This is a genomic window from Paenibacillus sp. FSL R7-0179 (genome assembly GCF_038002265.1).
GTDB lineage: Bacteria > Bacillota > Bacilli > Paenibacillales > Paenibacillaceae > Paenibacillus_AQ.
The window spans coordinates 1,845,218-1,859,907 of record NZ_JBBOCC010000001.1 but is presented as its reverse complement, the minus strand read 5'-3'; the positions used below and the strand labels follow the sequence as shown (position 1 = coordinate 1,859,907).

Annotated in this window: 15 protein-coding genes, 2 tRNA genes and 2 rRNA genes; 2 read left to right on the top strand and 17 right to left on the bottom strand. The window is 48.1% G+C overall.

Annotated features, from left to right (window positions below; all coding sequences use genetic code 11):
* Positions 1-47: 47 nt before the first annotated feature.
* The 6 genes from MKX63_RS08195 to MKX63_RS08170 form a co-directional block, all read right to left on the bottom strand.
* Positions 48-123: transfer RNA gene (locus MKX63_RS08195), tRNA-Ala, on the bottom strand.
* 95 nt (positions 124-218) lie between these two features.
* Positions 219-295, bottom strand: a tRNA-Ile gene (locus tag MKX63_RS08190).
* Between the two features lie 47 nt (positions 296-342).
* Positions 343-459: ribosomal RNA gene (gene rrf / locus MKX63_RS08185) — 5S ribosomal RNA — on the bottom strand.
* A gap of 124 nt (positions 460-583) precedes the next feature.
* Positions 584-2,144 (bottom strand): 16S ribosomal RNA (locus MKX63_RS08180).
* 348 nt (positions 2,145-2,492) lie between these two features.
* A complete protein-coding gene (locus MKX63_RS08175) occupies positions 2,493-2,723 on the bottom strand; it encodes a hypothetical protein (protein WP_036692450.1) in 231 nt (76 codons plus the stop codon).
* A gap of 236 nt (positions 2,724-2,959) precedes the next feature.
* Complete coding sequence (locus MKX63_RS08170; RefSeq protein ID WP_341016414.1) at positions 2,960-3,571, bottom strand: stage II sporulation protein M; 612 nt, start codon at positions 3,569-3,571, stop codon at positions 2,960-2,962.
* Positions 3,572-3,704: 133 nt separating this feature from the next.
* Between MKX63_RS08170 and pdaB the strand changes: the two genes are divergently transcribed.
* Positions 3,705-4,508: a polysaccharide deacetylase family sporulation protein PdaB gene (pdaB, locus tag MKX63_RS08165; protein WP_341016412.1), complete on the top strand. Its 804-nt coding sequence runs from the start codon at positions 3,705-3,707 to the stop codon at positions 4,506-4,508.
* A 21-nt stretch (positions 4,509-4,529) separates the two neighbouring features.
* On the opposite strand, the gene MKX63_RS08160 is transcribed toward pdaB, so the two are convergent.
* Both MKX63_RS08160 and MKX63_RS08155 read right to left on the bottom strand, forming a co-directional pair.
* Positions 4,530-5,351 (bottom strand): PPK2 family polyphosphate kinase, encoded by an 822-nt coding sequence (locus MKX63_RS08160; protein ID WP_341016410.1) that lies wholly within the window; start codon positions 5,349-5,351, stop codon positions 4,530-4,532.
* A 133-nt stretch (positions 5,352-5,484) separates the two neighbouring features.
* Complete coding sequence (locus tag MKX63_RS08155) at positions 5,485-6,075, bottom strand: KinB-signaling pathway activation protein (RefSeq protein WP_341018566.1); 591 nt, start codon at positions 6,073-6,075, stop codon at positions 5,485-5,487.
* 127 nt (positions 6,076-6,202) lie between these two features.
* Between MKX63_RS08155 and gerD the strand changes: the two genes are divergently transcribed.
* Positions 6,203-6,910, top strand: coding sequence for a spore germination lipoprotein GerD (gerD, locus tag MKX63_RS08150; RefSeq protein WP_341016409.1), 708 nt, complete (start codon positions 6,203-6,205; stop codon positions 6,908-6,910).
* Positions 6,911-6,982: 72 nt separating this feature from the next.
* Here gerD and MKX63_RS08145 read toward each other — a convergent pair whose 3' ends face one another.
* The 9 genes from MKX63_RS08145 to rplM all read right to left on the bottom strand — a co-directional run bounded on the left by MKX63_RS08145 (position 6,983) and on the right by rplM (position 14,547).
* Entirely contained in the window at positions 6,983-8,092 is a 1,110-nt protein-coding gene (locus MKX63_RS08145; protein ID WP_341016408.1) for an Mrp/NBP35 family ATP-binding protein, read from the bottom strand.
* A 96-nt stretch (positions 8,093-8,188) separates the two neighbouring features.
* The gene (gene cwlD, locus MKX63_RS08140; RefSeq protein WP_341016407.1) at positions 8,189-8,935 is read right to left on the bottom strand and encodes an N-acetylmuramoyl-L-alanine amidase CwlD; all 747 of its coding nucleotides are present in this window, start codon (positions 8,933-8,935) and stop codon (positions 8,189-8,191) included.
* 85 nt (positions 8,936-9,020) lie between these two features.
* Entirely contained in the window at positions 9,021-10,196 is a 1,176-nt protein-coding gene (sat, locus tag MKX63_RS08135; protein WP_341016406.1) for a sulfate adenylyltransferase, read from the bottom strand.
* 33 nt (positions 10,197-10,229) lie between these two features.
* A complete protein-coding gene (locus tag MKX63_RS08130; RefSeq protein ID WP_340937748.1) occupies positions 10,230-10,922 on the bottom strand; it encodes a phosphoadenylyl-sulfate reductase in 693 nt (230 codons plus the stop codon).
* 206 nt (positions 10,923-11,128) lie between these two features.
* Positions 11,129-11,647 (bottom strand): lipoprotein, encoded by a 519-nt coding sequence (locus tag MKX63_RS08125; RefSeq protein ID WP_341016404.1) that lies wholly within the window; start codon positions 11,645-11,647, stop codon positions 11,129-11,131.
* Positions 11,648-11,708: 61 nt separating this feature from the next.
* On the bottom strand, positions 11,709-12,266 hold the full coding sequence (locus MKX63_RS08120) for a hypothetical protein (protein WP_341016402.1): 558 nt from the start codon (positions 12,264-12,266) through the stop codon (positions 11,709-11,711).
* Positions 12,267-12,320: 54 nt separating this feature from the next.
* Positions 12,321-12,842, bottom strand: a complete 522-nt coding sequence (locus MKX63_RS08115; RefSeq protein WP_341016401.1) for a hypothetical protein — start codon at positions 12,840-12,842, stop codon at positions 12,321-12,323.
* Between the two features lie 854 nt (positions 12,843-13,696).
* The gene (rpsI, locus tag MKX63_RS08110; RefSeq protein ID WP_036692433.1) at positions 13,697-14,089 is read right to left on the bottom strand and encodes a 30S ribosomal protein S9; all 393 of its coding nucleotides are present in this window, start codon (positions 14,087-14,089) and stop codon (positions 13,697-13,699) included.
* Positions 14,090-14,109: 20 nt separating this feature from the next.
* Positions 14,110-14,547 carry a 50S ribosomal protein L13 gene (gene rplM / locus MKX63_RS08105; RefSeq protein WP_036692430.1) on the bottom strand — a complete coding sequence of 146 codons (438 nt, stop codon included), beginning with the start codon at positions 14,545-14,547 and terminating at the stop codon, positions 14,110-14,112.
* Positions 14,548-14,690: the final 143 nt, after the last annotated feature.

The window sequence follows — 14,690 nt, the reverse complement described above, 5'->3', positions numbered from 1 at the left end:
ATGTTCGGAATAACAGACAATGTGCATATACTTTTGTAAAGAAGTTTTGGTGGAGCCAAGCGGGATCGAACCGCTGACCTCCTGCTTGCAAGGCAGGCGCTCTCCCAGCTGAGCTATGGCCCCATATAATACCCCAAAAAGTGAGGTGCAGCTTCGAGGTTAATTCCGATTACTTTTCGGGGACCCCGGTACTTGCTATTCAATTCCAAATTGTTATATGGTGGGCCTTGGTGGACTCGAACCACCGACCTCACCCTTATCAGAGGTGCGCTCTAACCAACTGAGCTAAAAGCCCATATAACAAAACTTACAGTAGTGAAGCAATCAATGAATTGATTGTTCGCTTGGCGGCGTCCTACTCTCCCAGGACCCTTCGGTCCAAGTACCATCGGCGCTGGAGGGCTTAACGGTCGTGTTCGGGATGGGTACGTGTGGAACCCCTCCGCTATCGCCACCAAACGCATACGAAAGAGACTTGCTCTTTCAAAACTGAACACGAGTGAGTGTCCGAACCCGAAGGTTCTATTGTGGAAGCTGAGCTTCCGATTTGAATGTTTCCGTTGCAGGAAACGATTCTCCATAGAAAGGAGGTGATCCAGCCGCACCTTCCGATACGGCTACCTTGTTACGACTTCACCCCAATCATCTACCCCACCTTCGGCGGCTGGCTCCCTTGCGGGTTACCCCACCGACTTCGGGTGTTGTAAACTCTCGTGGTGTGACGGGCGGTGTGTACAAGACCCGGGAACGTATTCACCGCGGCATGCTGATCCGCGATTACTAGCAATTCCGACTTCATGCAGGCGAGTTGCAGCCTGCAATCCGAACTGAGACCGGCTTTGCTGGGATTGGCTCCACCTCGCGGCTTCGCTTCCCGTTGTACCGGCCATTGTAGTACGTGTGTAGCCCAGGTCATAAGGGGCATGATGATTTGACGTCATCCCCACCTTCCTCCGGTTTGTCACCGGCAGTCACTCTAGAGTGCCCAGCTCAACCTGCTGGCAACTAAAGTCAAGGGTTGCGCTCGTTGCGGGACTTAACCCAACATCTCACGACACGAGCTGACGACAACCATGCACCACCTGTCTCAACTTTCCCCGAAGGGCACCTGATGCATCTCTGCTTCGTTAGTTGGATGTCAAGACCTGGTAAGGTTCTTCGCGTTGCTTCGAATTAAACCACATACTCCACTGCTTGTGCGGGTCCCCGTCAATTCCTTTGAGTTTCAGTCTTGCGACCGTACTCCCCAGGCGGAGTGCTTACTGTGTTAACTTCGGCACCAAGGGTATCGAAACCCCTAACACCTAGCACTCATCGTTTACGGCGTGGACTACCAGGGTATCTAATCCTGTTTGCTCCCCACGCTTTCGCGCCTCAGCGTCAGTTACAGCCCAGAAAGTCGCCTTCGCCACTGGTGTTCCTCCACATATCTACGCATTTCACCGCTACACGTGGAATTCCACTTTCCTCTTCTGTACTCAAGTCACCCAGTTTCCAGTGCGACCTCAGGTTGAGCCCAAGGTTTAAACACCAGACTTAAATAACCGCCTGCGCGCGCTTTACGCCCAATAATTCCGGACAACGCTTGCCCCCTACGTATTACCGCGGCTGCTGGCACGTAGTTAGCCGGGGCTTTCTTCTCAGGTACCGTCACTCCGGCAGCAGTTACTCTACCGGACGTTCTTCCCTGGCAACAGAGCTTTACGATCCGAAAACCTTCATCACTCACGCGGCGTTGCTCCGTCAGGCTTGCGCCCATTGCGGAAGATTCCCTACTGCTGCCTCCCGTAGGAGTCTGGGCCGTGTCTCAGTCCCAGTGTGGCCGTTCACCCTCTCAGGTCGGCTACGCATCGTCGCCTTGGTGGGCCGTTACCCCACCAACTAGCTAATGCGCCGCAGGCCCATCCCCAAGCAGCAGATTGCTCCGCCTTTCATTCTCTCCTCAGGAGAAGAAAGAAATTATCCGGTATTAGCTACCGTTTCCGGTAGTTATCCCAGGCTTGAGGGCAGGTTGCCTACGTGTTACTCACCCGTCCGCCGCTAAGTTTGAAAGGAAGCAAGCTTCCTCTCAAACTCCGCTCGACTTGCATGTATTAGGCACGCCGCCAGCGTTCGTCCTGAGCCAGGATCAAACTCTCCAAATTGGTATTTAGAAAGAGCGATTGCTCATTTTGAAACATCTGACGAGAATTTACATTCTCTAATTTTGGATCTCACCGAGGTGATTTCCCACTCACTCGTTGTTCAGTTTTCAAAGATCAATGTCTCATTTTAGCTCTTCACCGCATCTCAGCGGCGACCTTCATAATATATCATAGTGTTTCGTTGTTTGGCAAGCTTTTTTTTGAAAAAGTTATTTTTCATTATTTCTTGCCTGCGTCTTCTCTATAAACATTCAAAAGGAGCGCGAGATATAATGTATCATGTCGGCTCCCTTTTCGTCAAGCTATTTCATTCATTTTATTTATTCCGGTTAACATCCCACTCCAAACCTAGTGTTTGAACTGAGAAGAACGTCCGCCCCACGCGTACTTAGACAGCTCTTTCTGTGGAGCAAATCGTGCATACATACGGAAAACTGTTTTATATCGATTGGCAATTGCATGCCTAATGTTCTGATCTAAACGCTGGTCACTCATATCCAGAAGCATCTCATCCAGCTCTTTGCGCAACACATAGTCCAGCTCCTTGCATTCCTTCTCATTGAATAACATTCCGAGCATATGCTTGGCCTCCTTCATGAAATTCATAGTTATCCTAAACCATCAAACGCCGTTTCATTTCATTCAAAAAGCCATTTGATGCGGGAAGCTCTATTGAAGTGCTTACACTAAATTAACCGGAGTATTGAACCTATAACCATTATCATAAGAAAATTCCATTACTGGACTCTCTTTATTCAACCTGGCAGCAGATCCAAATGTTTCGGCTTTACTGTTATGCACAATTCCCCAGGATTTTATGATAAAAGCCAAAATGTAATTGTGCTCTCGATGATTGCTGCAACAAATAACAGAATCACGATCCAGATTGAGGCGGTGAAGGTCTGCCGCATAAAGGCCTGCCAGCTCACCGGCTCTCCCCCGCTCCGCTTCATCGCTCCAAAGAGTGCAGAGAGCACCTTACTGCCGAACTTCAGTCCAAAGGCGCAGGCAATGATGATCGCCGGAATCTCAATGATGCCGTGCGGCAGCAGTCCTTTTACAATCAGCGTGAACAGATCCTGTCCCTGTATCGCAGACAAATGAATCAGATAGCCGATAACTGCACCGTTGATGAGCAGGAAGAATGCCGGCAAGAGACCGAATAGGGCTCCCAGATAAATGATGACTACGCTTTTGATACTATTGTTCAGAAAAATGAATACAAAAAAGCTCCACTGCGGATTGGACGACTCTCTAAGATTCCCGCTAATCTTACTGATTCCCTTCAATTGCTCATTCAGCAGCTGCTGAAGACTTCCTGTACCGATCCAGCCCAAGATTCCCCCCGCTATGAATAGAATTGTGGCCATTAGGAGCGAGGTGCGAATCGTCCTTAGATCCTTGATAAATGTATTAAAAGATAACATGCCTACCTCCTGATTTAATTTCTGCCGGATTGCAATTCGTATGGATTGATTCATATCTGAGGTCATAAGCGCCCTGTACGAGCATACATTTAGAACAAACAAGCATTTCGCATGGGAGAGGAGCGCTGACATTATGAATTCTTTTTATGTATTTAGCGGCAAAAAGATCAAACGGTTCCTGTACATTTTTGCTGCTGCGCTTCTTACCGCCGGCGTTGTCTATGTGGAGAGGGGCAATATCACCGTATTCTCTGAAGCTGCCCCTTCTGCCATTTACAGTGTGCCGACGGAAAAGAAGCTGATCGCCTTAACCTTCGATATCAGTTGGGGAGAGAAACGGCCTGAGCCGATTCTGAAGGTGCTGGAAGACAAAAAGGTGGATAAAGCGACATTCTTCCTGTCCTCACCTTGGAGTAAAACCCATCCCGAAATCGTGACCAGCATCAAAGACGCCGGGTTCGAGATTGGCAGCCACGGTCACAAGCATGTGAACTACAGTACGTTAAGCAACGATGAAATTCGCACGCAGATTAGTACGGCCCATACAGTATTGACGGAGCTAACCGGTTCGCAGCCTAACCTGATTAGAATGCCTAACGGTGATTTTGACAAAAGAGTCCTGCAGGTTGCGACCGATCTAGGCTACAAAGTTATTCAATGGGACACGGACTCACTGGACTGGAAGAACATCGGTGTAGATAACATTGTTAACCGTGTAACGAGCAAAGCCCATCCCGGAGATATTGTGCTGCTGCATGCCAGCGACTCCTGCAAGCAAACGCATGAAGCCCTGCCCCAGATTATTGACAAGCTGCGCAGCCAGGGGTATGAGTTCGTAACCGTCTCGGAGCTGATCAGCCAAAGCAGTGCAAACGGCAAGGAAGTCCGCGATTCCGCCTTGCTGGATAATGGCCTGGAAGGCGCTGCAGGAATGTAACTCCCTTACCTCTGCATGGCATCAGTGACGCGGTGAGATCAGCTGAGAGATATCAGGCGTCGGTGTATTCAGCTTCGGGTAGCTCAGGTCAAGCCCCTCCAGCGTTTTGACTACAATCTTGAGGGCCAGATAGTTGCGGTACCAGCGGTGATTCGCCGGAATCCAGTACCATGGAGCCTTATCTATACTGCTCTCCTGAAAAACATCCTCATATGCCTTTTGATAATCGTCCCAGTATTCGCGTTCCTGCAGATCACTGGCATCGAATTTCCAGTGCTTCGCCGGATCTTCAAGCCGCTCCTTAATCTTCTCCAGCTGCTTCTCCTTGGAGATATGCAGAAAGAGCTTAATGACCGTCGTTCCCTCTTCCGCCAGCATCTCCTCGAACTGGCGGATGTAGCGGAACCGCCGCTTGGCATCCTCCTTGCTAAGAGCGCCATGCACCCGGGGCACCAGCACATCCTCATAGTGCGAACGGTTGAAGGCGGCGATATAGCCCTTGGGCGGGGTCTTCATATGGACTCTCCACAGGAAATCGTGCGCTTCCTCCTCCAGCGAGGGCTTCTTGAAGCTGGTTACGACGAACCCTTGCGGATTGATGCCGGAGAAGATGTGTTTGACGGTTCCGTCCTTACCGCTTGAATCCATTCCTTGAAGGATAACCAGCAGCGAATGCTTTTTCTGCGCAAAAAGGATATCCTGCAGCTTAACCAGCCGTTCCTTCAGCTTCTCCATTTTGGCTTCGGCTTCTTCTTTGGATTTGAAGTCTCCACGTTCATCAGGATCGAGGTCCTTCAGGCGTGTTTCACTTGTGTCTTTTATCATATAGCGCTTGATGTTCATATATTCCCTCCTCCACTCTGTTCTTTAAGATTAACCTCTTCATCTTCATTCTAACCGCTCTCTAAAGGCAATGCCAAAACCCCGTCTCCCTGGTTGTATACAGAGGGCGGGGTTGTGAGCATGAGTGCTATAGTCAGATTGCGGCAGGCTTCAGTACACGGTGCAGCATCAGAATCTGGAAGGCATTACAGGCGACCAGCGGTACAAGAATAAAGACGGTGGCGCTATCCACGCCGATCCGCAGCACGCCGATAATCTCCACTATAGTGATGGCTGTCATGAAGAAAAAGGTCGGGACCCAGGCCGACGCGTTCGTGCTGCGTATTTTGAGCCAGGATACAATAAGTGCAGTGAACAGAATAGCTACGCCCAGCGTCAAATCCGTCCGGGCGCTCTGTTCTCCGCCGACAAAGGTGCGCAGAAACATCAGCTCAAACAGCGCCAGCACGGCCAGCACCAGTTGTATGTAACGCCACGCCTTGCGCGGAAACACCCCGATGCCCGTGTAGTTGAGGATCAGATAAGCAAAAAATCCGAGCTGGGCGTATACGCTTACAAGCACTCCGTAGCCCAAAAGAATCAGGGAGTACAGGAGAAGATCGGCAGTGCCTTTAAACTCTATACCGCCATTCCCTATCTGCAGAGCAAGTCCAGCAATAACAGCCCCGCCCGCACCGATCAAAAGCGTGGTCCAGAACAAATAAAACCATTTTCTCAAGCTCAGCGCTTTCACCTCCCCGTGTCAGATTTATTTTACCAAGGTTACCGTCAAAAAACCATTCCGCTTCAACATAAATGTTCCCTCGCGCGGCATACTACAAGCAGTAATTCTATAAAGGAGGGCAGCGCCAATGAAATGGAGGGCTATCTGGTCTGGAGGCTTGGCACTTGGCTTGATGATCACCTTGACGGCCTGCGGGGGCGAACAGAGCAGTTCTTCTTCGGGGCAAGGCGGATATAAGGAAATGAAGACGATGGTTGTCGATATATTAAAAAGCGATGAAGGGAAAAAGGCTGTAGAGGAGGCCTTGTCAACTCCAAGCTCAGAGGGAGGCAGCGCCGCCAGCGGCTTAAGCATGAAGATGATGCCTATGCAGACGACGGAACAGATTCGGATCGCTGTTAAGGATACCCTCACTGCACCCGAGTATCAGAAGGAAATCGAAAAGATTATGACCGACCCGCAATTTGCCGGGGATTTTGCCAAAGCGATTAATAAAGAGAGCAAGGAACTTCATCTTCAATTGATCAAGGACCCCACTTATCAAAAGTCGGTTGGAGAAATTATGAAGTCGCCCGAAATGACGAAAATGTTCCTCGATCTTACGAAGACACCGGATTACCGCAAGCAGTCCATGACCATTATGCAGGAGGCCATGCAGAACCCGCTATTCCGTATGGAGGTACTTACGCTTCTCAAATCCGTGGTTCAGGATGAATTGCAGCCCAAGGTTGAGAAAAAGGATGGGGGTAAAGGCGAAAGCGGCGGCGGCGAGGACAAGCAGGGCGGTGACAGTCAGAAGCAGGAAGGCGGAGACGATTCCGGTTCGGGCTCTTAACCGCAATAAGGCCATGCCCCGTAGAAGGGACATGGCCTTATTTGTTTATGTGCATGGCAGAGCCAAAGGTAATTACTGCTCGTACTTGGCGATCAGCTTGTCTGCAATGTCTGCGAACAATACTCCGGTAGCCGTATCCGCCTTATATACTGACGGTGAGAAGTCCGGCTCGGAGATATGGTTGTCCGGAGCACCCAGCGGCACCTGAGCCAGCAGCTCTGTATGCAGTGTCTCTGCCAGACGGGCTCCGCCCCCTCTGCCGAAGATGTAATCCTTTTTGCCGCAGGAGGAGCATTCGTAGTACGCCATATTCTCAATGACGCCAAGAATCTCATGCTCGGTCTGCAGAGCCATAGAGCCCGCTCTCGCCGCCACAAAGGCAGCCGTAGCATGCGGGGTAGTGACAATGATCTCCTTGCTGTGCGGCAGCATCTGGTGGACATCAAGAGCCACATCGCCCGTACCTGGAGGCAAATCCAGCAGCAGGTAATCCAGCTCACCCCAGCCGACATCACTGAAGAACTGGCGCAGCATTTTGCCAAGCATTGGTCCTCTCCAGATGACTGGACTATTCTCCCTTATGAAGAAGCCCATCGACATGACCTTCACACCGAAGCGCTCTACCGGGATAATCGTTCCTTCTTCCACAATCGGCCCTTCTTCAATTCCCATCATGTCCGGGATACTGAAGCCGTAAATATCTGCATCGATCAGACCGACTCTCTTGCCCTTGCGGGCCAGTGCCACCGCCAGATTAACGGTTACGGTTGATTTCCCCACCCCGCCCTTGCCGCTGGCGATTGCGATGAAGTTCACCCCTGAGTTCTCATTAATCAGCTCATGCTCCTCAAGGCCCGCTGCGTGTCCTTTGAGCTTCTCCCCTTCATCTGAATCCGGCTCATCTCCGCTGCCTTCTCCGCGAAGCATAGCCCGTTCATAATCGGTGGCATCACGCAGGCGGATGTGAATCTGTTCTCCCCCGCCCTCCGTAAGCAGGTCACGCACCTGCTGCTCCAGCTCCATCCGCTTCTTCTCATCCGAATCCAGACATACGATGGATAACGAAATACGGTCCTCCTTGATCATGATATCGCGGATTAACTGTAGTTCGATCAGGCTTTTTCCGGATTCCGGGTCTGTAAGCGGCTGTAAAAGTTCCTGAATTTGTTCCCTGGTCTGCATGGAAAAGCACCTCTGTTCCTATCCGGCGGTAAGCCCCGGTATTTGTACCCATTATAGCATTACCCCCGGAGGGAAGAGTAGTCCCACCCTACACCGCTATGGCTGCTCGGAGCTGTACCGCAGGATGCCCCTGTAGATGCTGGTTGCCACCTTCCGCTGGTACAGATCATCCCCTAGGAGCAAGGACTCCTGAGGATGTGACAGGAAGCCTACCTCAACGAGCACGGATGGCATCTTTAACACTTTTAACAAATAAATAGTACTTGCTGTCTTCGCCACACGGTCCGTATTCTCAAGGGTAGCTCTCAATTCATCCTGTACCAGCCCGGCCAGGGCCTTATTTCCCTCGTTGCTTGGATAATAGAAGGTCTGCGCCCCGCTCCAGCGGTTGGAAGGAATGCTGTTCATATGTACGCTGACAAACAGATCGGCCCCCTTCTTTTCAATGCTCCGCACCCGCTGCTTAAGATCCTCCGTCTTGCGCCTGGCGTACCCCTTGGTGCTGTCCTGAGCCAGATCATAATCCCCTTCACGGGTCATCACCACAATTGCCCCAGCCTGCTGCAGATAATCGCGCAAGTACAGCGACACGGAGAGATTGATATCCTTCTCAATCAGGCCTGAGCGGCTCACTGCCCCCCCGTCCGGTCCCCCGTGACCTGCATCAATGGCAATCACCTTGCCCGAAAGCGGCAGGCTCCAATAATTGACCGTCCTCGCAGTGGGCATGTCGTAGGCGATGATTCCGATCATTATAGTGAGCAGCACTGCGCCCAGGATACTTTTTTTGATGCCGCGCCAAGAGATCCAGACCGAGACTTTATGCTTCTGCCCTCCAGACATAACAAAGACCCCCTCGTCCCGATAGATTCTACTCATCTATATGGGACAAGAGGGCCAAATAGTACTGGCTGTGCTCCCTATTCGTTTAGGACTTCACAGCGGCTTCCGGTGACATACCTTCAATCAGGATTTGCGCCACCTCAGGGCGGGTGAACTCAGGAGGCGGACATTGTCCGTCACGCAGCAGGGCCCGTACCTTCGTACCCGATAGCGTCAAGTGCTGGTCGGCCGGGTGCGGACAGGTTTTGCTGGAGGCCATGTTGCCACATTTCACACAAAAGAAGCTGTGTTCGAAGAATAGCGGTGTAATCCCAAGCTCCTCTGCGGTGAAATTAGCAAAGATTTCCTGCGCTTCGTACGTACCATAGTAATCTCCCACACCTGCATGATCACGCCCGACAATAAAGTGTGTACAGCCGTAATTCTTACGCACCATGGCATGGAAGATGGCTTCACGCGGACCCGCATAACGCATTGCTGCCGGGAAGACGCCCAGGAAGGTACGGTCCTCCGGATAATAATTCTCCAGTAAGGCCAGATAACTCTTCATCCGCACATTGGCCGGAACATCATCCGACTTGGTCTCACCTACCAGGGGATTGAGGAACAGGGCGTCTACAACCTCCATAGCGCATTTCTGGATATACTCATGCGCCCGATGTACCGGGTTACGCGTCTGAAAGCCTACAACCGTTCTCCAGCCCTTATCTGCGAAGATCCGGCGGGTCTCGGCGGGGTCAAAATAGAATTCAGCAAATTTCTCCGGCTGCGGGCGGTTCAGTACCGTTATGGGTCCGCCTACATAGGTCGCTGGCCGGGACAGCAGCTTGCTGACTCCGGGATGCGCGGGGTCGGTTGTTTTGAATACATTCTGCGCTTCAACCTGCTGATCGACCGTATAAATACTCTCAATATCCAGCAAACCGTAGATAACACCGTCGTCTTCACCGATTAGAGAAACCCTGTCGCCTGTCTTAAGAGTTGCTGCAAGCTCGTCACCGACAGCCAGTGTAACTGGTATACTCCATACCGTACCGTTAGCCAGCCGCATATTGCTTACTACCGAGTGATAATCCTCTTCGTTAAGAAATCCGGTGAGCGGCGAGAAGGCGCCTACCCCAATTAAATCCAAATCAGATAAAGTCCAAGTATTAAGGGAAATCGATTGATGTGCTGAAGCTTGCTTCAACAGTTCTTCTCTCTCTTCTCCGTCTGCTATGCGCCGGATCAGCGTTCCTCCGTGAGGAAGTATTGAAGTCATCCCTGTTCTCTCCTCCTGTGTAATGCTAGCATCTTATTTGTGCAAACCGCATTCTGTCTTGTCCGAACCGGACCATCTGCCGGCACGCGGATCTTCACCAGGCATAACAGCCCGGGTGCATTGCTCACAGCCAATACTCGGGAAATTACGGTCATGCAGCGGGTTGTAGACTACATCGTTCTCGCGGATATAATTCCACACATCCTCCGTAGTCCAGTTCGCAATCGGATTGAACTTGACCAGCCCGAACTTATTATCATATTCTATCTTCTTCGCATTGGCCCGGGTAGGGGCCTGATCCCGGCGAATCCCGGTAATCCATGCGTCGTATTGTGAGAGAATACGGGTCAGCGGTTCCACCTTACGGATCGCGCAGCACTGGTTAGGGTCAGTATTCCATAACGCCTCCCCATACTGTAAGGCCTGCTCCTCTACCGTAATCTGCGGAGACACCCGGACGAACTCCATCCCGTACTTGTCAGCCATAATATCTCTAGTCTCATAGGTTTCCTTGAAATGATAATCCGTATCTAGATAGAACACATCTGTAGAGGGGCTCACCTTCTGGATCATATCCACCAGCACCACATCCTCCGCCCCGAAGCTGCAGGCAAAGGTTATATTCGGAAAGGTCTCCACCGCCCAGCGGATAATCTCCTCTGGAGCCGCATGCTCCAGCTCTTCCGCTTTCACTTTGATTAAATCCTCTTTCTCGAGCAGGTTCATCTAAGTTTCCTCCATCCGGATATCGTCAAGATCGAAACCTACGAGGTTAATCCCGACTAATTCTATAAGATATAGTATAGCCGTTTATCCGGCGAAGTCAATGGGTTTTGTTCAATTTGGAATAAAGTATTGATTGGAGGGAAGAAGGAGCAGAATATAAATAAAGCTCCCGACGATGAAGACGCCAAGAGCTCCTTTTAAAAAAATCAATTATTCTTTACAGCTTGTGCAAACATTTTAAAATATTGTTCTTGAGTGTACTCATTGGTTATCTGAGCCTCTGAAGTATACGAAAGCTCATTATGACGAGTATATATCAATAAATTATCTTGAACTTTTGTATAAAGTAATTCAAGGTTATCGATGTTTTTAGTTTGCATCTCATTACCATAATCAACTTTAACTTTGCTTATAGATAAAGTTAGGACTTTCTTTCCCTCATAGGGACCATAGAGTACTGAAACATCAGAGTCAGTATCAACATCTTTAACAATTTCCCCCTTTTTGTCAGTGTACGTAATGACTACAGTATTTCTAATTCCCTCTTGTGTCCCCTTATCAATATTCAGAAAAATTGATCCTACCTCCAACCCCGAAATTGCCGGCACTTTTGCAATATCAAAATGGTTTTTTAATTCGTCATCAGCTTTTTTGAACCCATGTTGTTCAGAAGAGCATCCTGTTAATGTAGTTAACAACAAAATAAGCATAATAATTTTTTTCATAATTCCTCCTTGTTATCAAAAGATTATCAGGACCTTATCACAAGGTCCTGATGATCTAAGGCTATTTTATTGAATTCACAAAGTTTAAAACTTGTGAATTCTCTATTCCATTCTTTGCAACAACAAAATGACTTGCTCCATTAGAGAACCAGTTATAGATTTCTATCCCCTTTTCTTCACTCTGCAAGTACTGACCTTGAACACCATTTATTTCAATTTGTTGAACATTTTCATCTACAAGTTCTATTTCAATTTTTTTTGTAGTGTAATCTATCCATTTAGTAGAGTCCGTTTGATCTCTATATCGTATAGTTACTTCTTTTACGGAATCTGCATTAAAATTACGAAGTGAATCCTTTATTCTTGCTGGTGGTTCATTATATATAACGCTCTCTTGTTTGAAATCATCTGGCAAATAAGTTGGAAATTGAAGGTCGATATTGTCCATTAATAAATTCGCTTTCTGTAGATCAACAATTTCTGCTGATGTAGTAACTCCTTGGCCACTCGCAGTAAAGTCTTTATTATCACTAATTTCAGGAGATGCTAAAGCTGTTCCAAATACAGCTGTAAGCACAAGAATTGAAATTAAAGTTATTAAATATCGTTTAATATTCATTCACGCCCAACTCCTCTTTTCAAGTTTGTTCATTAGTTTTTTTGTATATTCGTATCAGTTTGTATATGCGTATCGATCATATCTAACGTTACTTTGAGTTCCATCAATCCCTTGGGGATCTGCGTATACAGTCATCTCAGTATAGAGGCTTCCCATGTTAGCCGTATAGTCCATGTCTACAGATCTCACAGTACTATTAAGATTTGCTGTATACCAGTTTAAAAATCTTTTTTCAGTCAGATCAACAATTTTATAAACACCAAACTGAGCGCCAGATGGGAAGCTAGCCCCGTTACTTGTTGTTACGTTAAAAAATCTTAGCTTAGTAGGACTGTTGCTATTTCCTTGTGCAGTTTCTGATCTCCAATACGAGTAAGCTAGAGAACCATTAAAACTTGAACCATTATTTGCGGTACCATAAGTAGTCTTACTGGCGTTAGGATAGAATATCCCCTGTAAATCTGCAAAAGTATTATTTGAGAATAGAATAGATGAAATTAACACTGCGGAAAGTAAAGCAAGTGTATAAGATAATAAATTCTTAAATTTAAACTCATTTTTAATTTTGACAAACATAATTATACCTCCTTATTTTTTAAGTTTATTCCCTCTATAACCAGACTTTCTCCTTTCATTAATATTTTTACATATTTATTATATCGTAGTAGATGTTTGTTTTATGTCGAAAAAGGTCGTTATTCCTTAGGTGTTTAGTACCTATTTTCCCTGAATCATACTTTGTTAAAAATGTTCACTGATATTGCATTACTTAGCCTCCTAACCACCATCACACCCTAGGCTGATGTCCATATAATTGGGGTATATACTTAGATTATCGGAGGCTATGCGTATGGAGTAGGGTTTACCCTTATTGGTACCGGGTACAGTTCGTCCCTGTCTGGGCTACATCTAAACAGAAGCGCTTGAATTAATAAGAACTTTGGTCCAGGGGGAGCGAAATGATGAGCTGTTCTGCAGCCAGCTGATTGCACTCGCCCCCAATCCGGAACAGGCTTAGGTGATCACTTCGATCTGGCCGAATGAAAGACAGCATAATCAGATGTTTCCCCAGATGTACAAGGACTTAACTGGGCAGGAGGTGACAGGGATCAGCTGAGGCTCCAGTCCCTGTTACTTCGTATACGGCGGGCCTGCAGCAAGCCTTCCAGGGCAAGTTATCGGTTGTGGAGAAATACCGGAAGATCTGGTCCGGGCTTCCTTACGGAATCTACAAGGACACTATGTATGGCATCATTCTGGATGAGCAAAAGCATGCGAATAAATGTTATATCCTTCCATTTTAAAACCTGGCCGTTCCTCCGATGTAAATCAAAAAGCCCTAGATCACTGGGCTAACCGACTAACAGCATATAAAAAAAGCTCCTGACCGTAAAGGCCAGGAGCTTCCATTCCTTGAGAACAAGGGAATATTAACGTTTCGAGAACTGTGGAGCGCGACGAGCAGCTTTGAGGCCGTATTTCTTACGTTCCTTCATACGTGGGTCACGTGTCAGGAAGCCGGCTTTCTTCAGCGTACCGCGATATTCAGGGTCAACTTTGAGCAATGCACGGGAGATCCCGTGGCGGATTGCGCCAGCTTGACCAGAAATGCCGCCACCATGTGCAAGCACGATTACATCGTAGCTGCCCAGAGTTTCAGTCAGGTTCAAAGGTTGTCTTACGATCATTTTCAGTGTTTCAACACCGAAATATTCGTCCATCTCACGTTTGTTAATGACAATGCGTCCTTCACCCGGTACAAGGCGAACACGTGCTACCGAATGTTTACGACGACCTGTCCCATAGTATTGTACTTGTGCCATGAAACTGTCCTCCTTTATTCTTATCCGCGAAGTTCGTAAACTTCAGGTTTTTGTGCTGCATGTGGATGTTCAGCGCCTGCATATACTTTGAGTCTCAGCTTCATGTGATTACCTTGACGAGTCTTAGGAATCATGCCATGAACTGCGAATTCAATCATACGCTCAGGTTTGGTCTTGATCAGGTCTTCTGCAACAGTAACCTTCAAGCCGCCTGGGTGCATCGAGTGACGGTAGTATTTCTTGTTTTGCATTTTCTTACCTGTGAGGTGAATCTTCTCAGCGTTGATAACAATTACGAAATCACCAGTATCAACGTGTGGAGTGAATTGCGGTTTGTGTTTGCCGCGGATTAGGGCAGCGGCTTCGCTTGCCAAACGGCCAAGTGTTTTGCCTTCGGCATCAATGATGTGCCAATTGCGTTCAACTTCGTTCGGCTTCGCCATGTAGGTGGTACGCATGAATGTTTCCTCCTTGTTCTCGTACGAAAATCATCTGTTTCGTATATCTTGTTTCGCGATTGAATTACAATTTAGTGAGTTGAAAAAACTTATTTGTTGGCATTTTCTTGATCGGGGCTGTGGGATAGCCATCAAGAAAACAC